We start from the raw sequence: 9713 nt of genomic DNA, 5'->3' as shown, positions 1-9713 counted from the left end.
GCGGCTTCCGCCGCTCCTGCGAACGAAAGCCGTGATCCGTGCGCCGTGGTCCGCCGCGGATTACTCGCGCAGCCGCGGCATCCCGTGCTCGTCGCGCTCCTCGATCACGGCGCGGTCATAGATGGTCTGCCGCAGGTCGCGGCGGGCGGGGAGTTCTTCGGCGGCTTCGCCGCGCGCGGCGCGCAGGGCGTTGGCGTAGGCGATGCGCGCGCTGGCGTCGTCGCCGGCGGCGGCAAAGCCGTGGCCGAATTCCTCCCACGCCTCGCCGCCGGCGCCCTGCGCCAGTGCGCGGTGCAGGTAGTCCTGCGCCTGCGGCCACTGGCCCTGCGCGCGCGCCAGCCGCGCCAGCGTCAGCAGCAGCGCGGGGCTGGCGGGGTGCGACTGCAGCCAGCGCTCGGCGTTGCCGCGGCGCTGCTCCAGATGCGCGACCGGCAGGGTGCCGTAACGCGCGGCGAGGGTTTCATCCCAGCGCGCGTCGAGCGACTGTTCGATGCTCCGGGTCGCCGCGTCTTCCCAGCGCAGTTCGGCGGCGCGGTCGGCGTAGGCCAGCACCACGTGCGGCTCGGACTTCAGCGCCTTGGGCAGGGCTTCCCAGCGGTCGGCGAGCACGTTGGCGTCGTCGGCCTCGTGCAGCGCGGCCTCGGCCCAGTGCGTTTCCAGTTCGGCCAGGCGTGCCTCGGGCAGCGCCTGCTGCTGGCGCATCGGGCCGAGCATGCCGTAGGCCTGCGCGCCCTGCCCGGAGACCGCCAGGGCATCGGCGCGCAGCGCCAGCCCGCGCGGCGGCAGTGGCTGCGCGGCCGGGGCGTCGAGCGCGACCAGCGCATCGGTGGGGCGGCCGTCGGCGAGCGCGATCTCGGCGGCGGTGATCGCGCGCGAGGCGGCGTGGCGCTCGCCCATCGCGTCGACCTGCGTGCGCGCCGCGGCGCTGTCGCCGCGTGCAAGCGCCGCCTGCGCCGCGGCGCTGCGGGCCACGCCGGCGACAGTGTCGTCGTCGGCCGCGGCCTGTTCCAGCAGCTTCTGCGCGCGCGCGTAGTGGCCGTGGTGCAGGGCTTCCAGGCCACCGCCGAGGCGCGCGCGCGACTGCCGGTCGCGGTGCCCGCGCCAGGCGCGGAACGGCAGCGTCACCAGCTTCCACAGCAGCCACAGCGCGAACAGCGCCGCGACCACGATCAGCACGCCGGCGGCGACGGTGGTGGTGTAGTCCATGCCGCGATAGCGCACCAGCACGTAGCCCGGATCGGCCAGCAGCAGTTGCGCGAGCAGGGCGCCGACCAGCGCCAGCACGATCCAGAACAGCAGGTTGCGGAACAGGTTCATCGCACGCCCTCCGAAGGTGTCCGTACCCTACCGCGAGCGGCGTGAACCCGGCATCGGGGCGCTGAACCGATTCGAACCGCTTCCGCGCGCGTCAGCGCGACGACGCGCGCATCGCGCGCAGCTGGTCGAGCGTGGTGCCCAGCGTCGGCAGGTCGACCGCCAGCGGCAGCGCGCGCAGTTCGCGCAGCCGCTCGCGGCGTTCGCGCCGCTGCGGGGTGTCCGGCCACAGGCGCGTGGTCCAGCCGTCGGCGCGTGCCAGCGCCTGGCGGTAGCCGTCGCGGTCGCGGCGTTCGGCGGCGGCCTGGGCGAGTGTGAGTTCAAGCTGCAGCGCGGCCAGGCCGGCGGCGCGGTCGCCCGGTTCGATCGCCACCGCGGTGTCGGCGTGGCGCACGTCGATGACGCGGGCGAAGGCGCGTCGCCACCACGGCTGCGCCGCATCGTCGCGTGCGGCAACGGTGACCGGCAGCGGCGGCAGCGAGGCGGCGAAGGCCTGCAGCCGCCCGGCCGCGATCGCGCGCGGGTCCGCGCCCAGATCGTCGAGCGCGCTGCGCTCCTGTGCCAGCGTCTGCTTCAGGCTCAGCCAGGCGGGGTCGTGGATGCCGTCGAGCAGGCCGGCGGCCAGCGCGTAGCCGCGGCGCGCGCCGTCGAGGTCGGCGGCCAGCAGCAGCCGCTGCCGGGCCAGCCCGAGCACCAGTTCGAGTTCGTCCAGGCGCAGCGCCTGCGCACCGCTGCGCTGCGGGTCGGCCAGTTCGGACACGCTGTCCTCGAGCAGCGCGGCGCGCTGGCCGACGCCGAGCAGCTCCTCGCGCAGCACGCGGTTGGTGGCGTCGGCGCGCTGCAGGCGCCCGGCCTGCGTGCGCTGTTCCTGCTGCAGGGTGGCCAGGTGCTGTTCCAGCGCGTCGATGCGCTGCGCGGCCTGCGCCTCGATGTCGTGTTCCTGCTGCGCGCGCGCCTGCCAGGCCTGCCAGCCGAACCAGCCGCCGGCGGCGAGTACCAGCAGCAGCACCAGCCAAAACAGGGCCGATGCCCCGCGCCGGCGTGGCGTGGTGGAAGCGGTGGGCGGAGGTGTATCCACTGTGCGGAGCCGGCAGCGACGATCGTCGGGAATGGCGCGAATGCTAGCGGATCAGCGACGTTTCCGGGCCGTCGGTACGGCGTGTGCAGCGGCGTCGAGCAGGTCGCATGGGCGCGCGCTGGCAGCGACGACGATGTCGTCCCAGCCGTGTCCGCGCGCCAGTCCGGCGAGGCGTTCGCTGGCCGCGACCACGCGCGCGCGGCGCAGCACGGCGAGCGCATCCTCGGGCAGCGCGTCGAGCACGCGCGCCAGCGCTTCACCGCTGCTCAGCAGCAGCCATGCCGGCGCCCGCAGCGCCCGCAGCGCGGCGAGTGCGCGCGGTGCGGGTGGCACCGGCACGCGTTCGTACACGTCGGCACGCAGCACCTGCGCGCCGCGGCGGCGCAACGCGGGCGCGATGCGGCCGCGGCCGCCGGGGGCAGTGAGCATGCCGACGCGGCGGCCGCGCAGGCCCTGCAGTTCCGGCAGCGCGAGCAGGCCTTCGCTGTCCATGCGCGCAGGCGCGGCAACGTCGTCCACGCCAGCGCGCCGCAGCGCCGCGGCGGTGCCGGCGCCGACCGCCAGCCAGGCCTGCCCGCGTCGCCGCCGCAGCGGCTGCAGCGCATGTGCGGCGCGTACCGCGGCCGGGCTGGTCGCCAGCACGCAGTCGGCGGCCAATGCCGCGCGCAGCCGGGCGCGGGTGTCGCGATCGTCGCGCGCGACCAGCTTCCACGGCGACAGCGCCAGCGTGCGTGCGCCCAGCGCGGCGGCCATGCGCCGCACCGTCGCGTGGCCGCCCACCGGCCGCAGCGAGATGACGTAGCATCCGCCCAGGGCGGTGGAAGTCGTCGGACGGTCGCGCATGCGGGGAGCTTGGGCGGTCGCCGTGGCAGCCGCAAGCCCGCACCACGCCACCGCCGAGGACCACGCCCTTGCCGCTCGAGGAATCCCTGCGCGCGCTCGACGCGCACTACCAGGCCATGCCGCCCGTCGCCTCGATGCAACTGCGCGTGGCCGGCTACGACGGCGACACGCTGGTCCTGGAGGCGCCGCTGGCCCTGCACGTCAACGACAAGGGCTGCGCCTTCGGCGGCAGCCTGGTGTCGCTGCTGACCCTGGCCGGCTGGGGACTGGTGACGCTGCACGTGCAGCAGGCCGGGCTGGACGCGGACGTGTTCGTCGCCGACAGCGAGGTGCGCTACCTGGCGCCGCTGTTCGCCGACCTGCGCGCGCAGGCGCGCCTCGACGCAGGCCAGTCCTGGGACGACTTCATCGCCACCCTGCGCGAGCGCGGCCGCGCCCGCGCGACCCTGGTCGCGACGGTGCCGCTGCCCGACGGCGGCGCGGCCACCACCTGCCGCGCCCGCTTCGTCGCCATCGCGCGCAGGCACGGCTGAGGCCGGGGTTGCTACCCTTGCCGCCACGCCGGACCCGGGAGGACACACGATGCGGATGCTGAAACACGGATGGCTGGCCGTCGCCCTCGTGCTGCTGGCCGCCGGCTGCGCCAGCACCGGCAAGGGCGACAAGCTGCACGAAGCCCAGTACGCATGGTCGGCCGCGATCCGCTGGGGCGACTTCGAGGGCGCCTGGAACCTGGTCGACCCGGAGTACCGCAAGGCGCACCCGATGACGCCGGTGGAGTTCGAGCGCTACCAGCACGTCGGCATCTCCCGCTACCACGACCTGGGCGAGCAGGTCCTGGCCGATGGCGACGTCGTGCGCGAGATCGACCTGGGCGTGATCAACAGGCACACCATGACCGAGCGCGGCATGCGCTACACCGAGCGCTGGCACTACGACGAGGCGGCCAAGGCCTGGTGGCAGACCAGCGGCCTGCCCGACCTGTGGGCGGGCGAGTAGCCGCGGGCCCGCGCCGGGTCCGTCGCGGCGGCCGCGCTGTGCGACAATCGCCGGCCGCATTCCGGCCCTTGCCTGCCCCGTGAACCTCGAAGAACTGCTGGCCTTCGCCGGCCGCAACCAGCTCCTGTCGATCGCCCTGGTCGGCCTGACCATCGCCATCATCGTCAACGAGGTCGCGCGCCTGTTCCGCGGCTACAAGGCGTTGCCGCCGGCCGGCCTGACCGCGCTGGTCAACCGCGACAACGCACTGGTCGTGGACCTGCGCCCGATCGCGGACTTCGAGAAGGGCCACATCCCCGGCTCGAAGAACGTGCAGATGAGCCAGTTCGATCCCGAGAACAAGCAGCTGGCACCGGCCAGGGCGCTGCCGGTGGTCCTGGTCTGCAAGACCGGCCAGACCGCGGGCACGGCCGCCAAGCGGCTGAAGAAGGCCGGGTTCGAACACGTGCACGTACTCGACGGCGGCATCGCCGGCTGGCAGCAGGCCGACCTGCCGCTGGTCAAGGGCCGCGCCAAGGGCTGAGCCAGGGGCTGGGTCGCAGCGGGGCGCCCGGCGCACTGCGTGCCATAATCGACCCCTTTCCCGCCATTTTTCCTATTTTTCCGGAGTTCCGACATGTCCGACCAGCCCGTCAGCAACGGCGCCGCCGCGCCCAACCAGAACGGTCCGCAGTTCAGCGTCGAGAAGATCTACGTCAAGGACGTGTCCTTCGAAGCCCCCGGCGCGCCGGGCGTGTTCAACGAGCAGGCCCAGCCGCAGCTGCAGATGAATCTCAACCAGCGCGTGCAGCGCCTGAATGACAAGGCTTTCGAAGTCGTGCTCGGCGTCACCCTGACCTGCACCATCGGCGAGGACAAGACCGCCTACCTGGCCGAAGTCCAGCAGGCCGGCGTGTTCGGCCTGACCGGTTTCGACGATGCCGCGCTCGACGCCATCCTCGGCACCCATTGCCCCAACGTCCTGTACCCCTATGTGCGCCAGACCATCGGCGACCTGATCCAGGCCGGCGGCTTCCCGCCGTTCCTGCTGCAGCCGATCAACTTCGAGGCGCTGTACGCCGAGAGCCTGCGCCAGCGCGCCGAGCAGCAGGCCAAGGGCGAAGAAGGCGGCGACGCCGATCTCGCCGGCAGCGAGCCGGCCGGCAACGCCTGACCTGCCATGGCGGGAGCGACATCGGCGGTCGCCGTCCTCGGGGCGGGATCGTGGGGCACTGCGCTCGCCGCGCTGATCGCCCGCCACGGGCACTCCACCGTCCTGTGGGGGCGTGACGCGGCGGTCGTCGAGGCCATCGACAGCCGCCACGAAAACCCGCGCTACCTGCCGGGCATCGCCCTGCCGGACGGCCTGCGCGCCACCACGGATCTTGCCGCCGCTGTGCGCGGCGCCGACCTGGTGCTGGTGGTGGTGCCGTCGCACGCGTTCACCGAAACCCTGCGCGCGCTGGCGCCATTGCGCCCGGCGCATGCCGGCGTGGCGTGGGCGGCCAAGGGTTTCGAACCCGGTTCCGGACGTTTCCTGCATGAAGTCGCCGGCGAACTGCTCGGTCCCGGCGTGCCGCTGGCGGTGGTCACCGGGCCGTCGTTCGCCAAGGAAGTCGCGCTCGGCCTGCCGACCGCGCTGACCGTGCAGGGCGAGGACACCGCGTTCGTGCAGCAGGTCGCCGACGTGCTGCACGGCCCGGAATTCCGCGCCTATACCGGCAGCGACATGCGCGGCGCCGAGCTGGGCGGGGCGATGAAGAACGTGCTGGCCGTGGCCACCGGGGCCGCCGACGGCATGGAACTCGGCCTCAACGCCCGCACCGGCCTGATCACCCGTGGCCTCAACGAAATGCTGCGGCTCAATGCCGCGATCGGCGGCCGCGCCGAAACGCTGATGGGCCTGGCGGGCCTGGGCGACCTGGTGCTGACCTGCACCGGCGACCTGTCGCGCAACCGCCGCCTGGGCCTTGCCCTCGGCCGCGGACAGACGCTGGACGACGCGGTGCGCGAGATCGGCCAGGTGGTCGAATCCGTGCAGACGGCCAACGAAGTCATGCGCCTGGCCGACCGCCACGGGCTGGAGCTGCCGATCGCCAGCAACGTGCGCGACGTGCTGCACGGCGTGATCACCCCTGCCGAAGGCCTGCAGCGCCTGCTGGCGCGCGAGCAGAAGGCCGAGTATCCGCCGGACATGTTCGGGACCGGCGGCCGCTGACGCTTCGCGTCCGGTGGCTGCGGCAACTCCAGCCAGTCGCAAACAGAAAAAGCCCGGCTGTTTCCAGCCGGGCTTTTTCGTTCCATCGCGCAGGTGCGCTTACCAGGTCAGGCGCGGACCCACGAACCACTCGGTGTCGCCGTCGGAGAACTTGACGTCGCCGCTCAGGCCCCAGTTCGCGTTGAACTTCCACTGCGCGCCAAGGCGGCCGTAGAAGTTGCTGTCGTCGGCGAGCAGGCCCTTGCTGTCGTAGTTCTCGTAACCGGCCAGCGCGTAACCCTCGAGGGCCGGCGTCAGCGCGGCGCGGGCGCCGGCTTCGATGCTGTAGCCGTCGAAATCGGCGCCATGGCCGGCGTCGAACTTCTCGTACGCAATGCGCGTGAGCAGGTCGGTGCGCGGCGAGACTTCGTGGTTGTAGCCCACGCCGGCGCGCCAGCGGTCGACGTCGATGTTGGTGTGGTCGATTTCCTGCTGGTTGAACGCGCCGAACAGGTGGAAATTCGGATGCACGGCGACCGAGCCGTCGACGGCCCAGCCATCGGCGTCGAAATCATTGTCGCCGTTGGTGGCGGTATAGCCGCCCTGCACGTAGTTGTAGGACACGCCGTCGGCGGCCGAAGCGGCCGTGGCGAGGGCGAGCGCGGGGACCGCCAGCAGCGCGGCGGCAATCAGGGAAGTTTTCATCGGGGGACCCTTCTTTGGAAATCTTGTTCTGGGTAAAGGGCCGGCCAGGCGTCGGGGGAGGGAGAGAGACCGTCGGGGAAACGGCGACGACGCCTGGGCCGGTGCCGCGCATTGTCCGCGCGCGTGGACAACGCACGCTGAATAGTGAACTTGACAGTACAGGAACTTTTCCGGGCCGCGCCTGTCGTGGCACGCCCGGCGCCCATCCCGGCGCACGCCCGCCAGCAAGCGCCGGATACAGAAACTTGCTTCAACATCAATTGAGATATATCTTAAGACTGTTACTAAAGACATATCGGAGATACAGATGCACAACCACCATTCCTTCCATGGCCACCGCGAGCGCCGCTTCGGCGCGGGGATCCTGCGCGAGCTGGCGGGCCGCCGCGGCCATCGCGATGCCGGCGACCGGTTCGACGGCGACGACTTCGGCTTCGGTGGCCGCCATGGCCGCGGGCCGGGTGCCGGACGCGTGTTCGGCCACGGCGACCTCAAGCTGGTGCTGCTGTCCCTGATCGCAGAGCAGCCGCGCCACGGCTACGAGCTGATCCGCACCATCGAGGACATGTTCGAGGGCACCTATGCCCCCAGTCCGGGCGCGGTCTATCCCACCCTGACCCTGCTCGAGGAGATGGGCCACGCGCGCGTCGATGAAGATGGCACCAGCGGGCGCAAGCGCTACGTCATCACCGATGACGGGCGTGCGTTCCTCGACGCCAACCGCGAGGCCGTCGAAGCGGTGATGGCGCGCATGGAAACCACCGCCAGGGCGATGTCGCGCCGGCGTGCGCCGATGCTGCTTCGCCGCGCCATGCATGAGCTGAGACATGCGCTGATGGAACGGCGCGGGCACTGGGACGCCGCCGAGGCCGAGCGCATCCGCGCCATCCTGGAGCAGGCGGCCGTGCGGATCAGGGACGGCGCGGCCTGACGCGCGCCGGGCGGCGGCTCTCAGGGGCCGCTGCCCGCAAACCCCAGCTGTCGCCACGCCTCGAACACCATCACCGCCACCGCGTTGGACAGGTTGAGGCTGCGGTTGTCCGGTTGCATCGGCAGGCGCAGGCGTCGGGCGTCCGGGACGGTGGCGAGCACGTCCGCGGGCAGGCCTGCGGTCTCGCTGCCGAACAGGAAGGCGTCGCCCTCGGCGTAGCGGGGCGTGTCGTAGCGCACCGTGTTGCGGGTGCTCAGCGCGAACAATCGCGGCGGCGCGATCGCGGCCAGGGCATCGGCGAACGAATCATGCACCTGCACGCGCGCGTATTCGTGGTAATCCAGGCCGGCGCGACGCAACTGGCGATCGTCCATGTCGAATCCCAGCGGCCGCACCAGGTGCAGTCGCGCGCCGGTGTTGGCGCACAGGCGGATCGCGTTGCCGGTATTGGGCGGGATCTCAGGCTGATGGAGGATGACGTCGAACACTGTTATCCCGGCGCGGGCGCCGGGAATAACTGTCGCCGTTGATACGACCTGCGGTCGCATAACGCCGACAACGGCGCGGGGTGGGGAGGATACCGCGGGTGAAAGCACCCCCTGCGGGTCACCGCAGGTCACTGCCCTCGGATTACCAGGGCAGCGCCTCACCCTGCCAGTCGCGGAAGCTGCCGCTGTCTTCCGGCGCCAGGCCGTCGATCACGTCCAGCAACCCGCGCACCGAGTCGGCCGCCGGCACCGTTGCGTCCGGGCCGCCCATGTCGGTCTGCACCCAACCCGGGTGCAGCGCGACGACCACGATCCCGCGCTCGCGCAGCGCATGCGCGAGCAGGACGCTGGCCATGTTCTGCGCGGCCTTGCTGATGCAGTAGCTGGGCGTGCCGAAGCGGCCGGCGCCGGCAATCGAGCCCAGTTCCGAGGACAGGTTCGCCACCCGCGCGCCCCTTCGGCCTTGCTCAGGACGGGCGTCGGCCAGCAGTGGCGCCAGTGCCTGGGTGAGCAGAAACGGGCCGGCGGCGTTGGTGCGGAAGCTGTCTTCGAGGATTGCGGCGCTGACCTTGCCGAAGCGCTCGCCCGAATGCAGGACGCCGGCGCCGTTGACCAGCAGGTCGAGGCGGCCGTCCTCGCCCAGTGCCAGCGGCAGCTCGGCCGCCAGCGCGGCATGCGACTTGGGCTCGGCCACGTCCAGCGGCAGCACGTGCAGGCGGCCGGGGTGGTCGCCGGCGAGTGCGTTGAGGGCGGTCGCCCGCCCCGGCTGGCGGCAGGTGGCGACGACGCGGTCGCCGCGCGCCAGCAGCTGGCGGACGAATTCCAGGCCGACGCCGCGGTTGGCGCCGGTGACAAGGCAGGTGCGGGTGGTCATGGGGGGATTGTGGCAGGTGGGGGATGAGGAGGAGGTGGGGCTGGGGGCGCGGGACTCGGGACTCGGGACGCGGGACGCGGGACTCGGGACCCGGGACCCGGGACTCGGGACTCGGGACCCGGGGAAAGCGTGGCTGCTCCGGGACTGTCATTCCCGCGAAAGCGGGGCTCTCAACAGACGACTGTCTGGTCAGCCAGTGGCATTCCGCCGGACGCGGTTTCCGTCACAAGGGGGACTGGGGTTCCCGCTTTCGCGGGAATGACGGCAAAGGGATGACCTCCAGTCCCCAGTCCCAGTCTCAACTC

The 9713-nt window shown here is 72.2% G+C and carries 12 protein-coding genes; 6 read left to right on the top strand and 6 right to left on the bottom strand.

Annotated elements, in window-relative coordinates; translation table 11 throughout:
- Positions 1-60: 60 nt before the first annotated feature.
- From ABD679_RS00375 to ABD679_RS00365, 3 genes are all read right to left on the bottom strand, one after another.
- Positions 61-1317, bottom strand: a complete 1257-nt coding sequence (locus ABD679_RS00375; RefSeq protein WP_344757939.1) for a heme biosynthesis HemY N-terminal domain-containing protein — start codon at positions 1315-1317, stop codon at positions 61-63.
- A 91-nt stretch (positions 1318-1408) separates the two neighbouring features.
- Entirely contained in the window at positions 1409-2392 is a 984-nt protein-coding gene (locus tag ABD679_RS00370; protein ID WP_425561813.1) for a uroporphyrinogen-III C-methyltransferase, read from the bottom strand.
- Positions 2393-2443: 51 nt separating this feature from the next.
- Positions 2444-3235: a uroporphyrinogen-III synthase gene (locus ABD679_RS00365; protein ID WP_344757938.1), complete on the bottom strand. Its 792-nt coding sequence runs from the start codon at positions 3233-3235 to the stop codon at positions 2444-2446.
- Positions 3236-3303: 68 nt separating this feature from the next.
- Here ABD679_RS00365 and ABD679_RS00360 point away from each other — a divergent pair, with 68 nt between their 5' ends.
- The 5 genes from ABD679_RS00360 to ABD679_RS00340 all read left to right on the top strand — a co-directional run bounded on the left by ABD679_RS00360 (position 3304) and on the right by ABD679_RS00340 (position 6431).
- Positions 3304-3768: a YiiD C-terminal domain-containing protein gene (locus tag ABD679_RS00360; RefSeq protein WP_344757937.1), complete on the top strand. Its 465-nt coding sequence runs from the start codon at positions 3304-3306 to the stop codon at positions 3766-3768.
- A 55-nt stretch (positions 3769-3823) separates the two neighbouring features.
- Positions 3824-4234 (top strand): hypothetical protein, encoded by a 411-nt coding sequence (locus ABD679_RS00355; protein WP_344757936.1) that lies wholly within the window; start codon positions 3824-3826, stop codon positions 4232-4234.
- 79 nt (positions 4235-4313) lie between these two features.
- Positions 4314-4757 (top strand): rhodanese-like domain-containing protein, encoded by a 444-nt coding sequence (locus ABD679_RS00350; protein WP_344757934.1) that lies wholly within the window; start codon positions 4314-4316, stop codon positions 4755-4757.
- A 93-nt stretch (positions 4758-4850) separates the two neighbouring features.
- Positions 4851-5387 (top strand): protein-export chaperone SecB, encoded by a 537-nt coding sequence (gene secB, locus ABD679_RS00345; protein ID WP_344757933.1) that lies wholly within the window; start codon positions 4851-4853, stop codon positions 5385-5387.
- Between the two features lie 6 nt (positions 5388-5393).
- Positions 5394-6431, top strand: coding sequence for an NAD(P)H-dependent glycerol-3-phosphate dehydrogenase (locus tag ABD679_RS00340; protein WP_344757932.1), 1038 nt, complete (start codon positions 5394-5396; stop codon positions 6429-6431).
- Positions 6432-6530: 99 nt separating this feature from the next.
- Here ABD679_RS00340 and ABD679_RS00335 read toward each other — a convergent pair whose 3' ends face one another.
- Entirely contained in the window at positions 6531-7115 is a 585-nt protein-coding gene (locus ABD679_RS00335; protein ID WP_344757931.1) for an OmpO family porin, read from the bottom strand.
- 307 nt (positions 7116-7422) lie between these two features.
- Between ABD679_RS00335 and ABD679_RS00330 the strand changes: the two genes are divergently transcribed.
- Positions 7423-8046, top strand: coding sequence for a PadR family transcriptional regulator (locus ABD679_RS00330; protein WP_344757930.1), 624 nt, complete (start codon positions 7423-7425; stop codon positions 8044-8046).
- Positions 8047-8066: 20 nt separating this feature from the next.
- On the opposite strand, the gene ABD679_RS00325 is transcribed toward ABD679_RS00330, so the two are convergent.
- Positions 8067-8534, bottom strand: coding sequence for a tRNA (cytidine(34)-2'-O)-methyltransferase (locus ABD679_RS00325; RefSeq protein WP_425561812.1), 468 nt, complete (start codon positions 8532-8534; stop codon positions 8067-8069).
- Positions 8535-8676: 142 nt separating this feature from the next.
- Positions 8677-9408 carry an SDR family oxidoreductase gene (locus ABD679_RS00320; RefSeq protein WP_344757929.1) on the bottom strand — a complete coding sequence of 244 codons (732 nt, stop codon included), beginning with the start codon at positions 9406-9408 and terminating at the stop codon, positions 8677-8679.
- Positions 9409-9713 lie beyond the last annotated feature (305 nt).

This window comes from Luteimonas lutimaris (genome assembly GCF_039537065.1).
Lineage (GTDB): Bacteria > Pseudomonadota > Gammaproteobacteria > Xanthomonadales > Xanthomonadaceae > Luteimonas > Luteimonas lutimaris.
Note: the sequence above shows the minus strand (reverse complement) of the source record. Positions and strands in the feature narration are given on the sequence as shown.

Excerpts from the sequence above, each read along its gene's own strand:
- ABD679_RS00335 (WP_344757931.1), bottom strand. The coding sequence starts at position 7,115 with ATGAAAACTTCCCTGATTGCCGCCGCGCTGCTGGCGGTCCCCGCGCTC.
- ABD679_RS00365 (WP_344757938.1), bottom strand. The coding sequence starts at position 3,235 with ATGCGCGACCGTCCGACGACTTCCACCGCCCTGGGCGGATGCTACGTC.
- secB (WP_344757933.1), top strand. The coding sequence starts at position 4,851 with ATGTCCGACCAGCCCGTCAGCAACGGCGCCGCCGCGCCCAACCAGAAC.
- ABD679_RS00375 (WP_344757939.1), bottom strand. The coding sequence starts at position 1,317 with ATGAACCTGTTCCGCAACCTGCTGTTCTGGATCGTGCTGGCGCTGGTC.
- ABD679_RS00340 (WP_344757932.1), top strand. The coding sequence starts at position 5,394 with ATGGCGGGAGCGACATCGGCGGTCGCCGTCCTCGGGGCGGGATCGTGG.
- ABD679_RS00330 (WP_344757930.1), top strand. The coding sequence starts at position 7,423 with ATGCACAACCACCATTCCTTCCATGGCCACCGCGAGCGCCGCTTCGGC.
- ABD679_RS00320 (WP_344757929.1), bottom strand. The coding sequence starts at position 9,408 with ATGACCACCCGCACCTGCCTTGTCACCGGCGCCAACCGCGGCGTCGGC.
- ABD679_RS00355 (WP_344757936.1), top strand. The coding sequence starts at position 3,824 with ATGCTGAAACACGGATGGCTGGCCGTCGCCCTCGTGCTGCTGGCCGCC.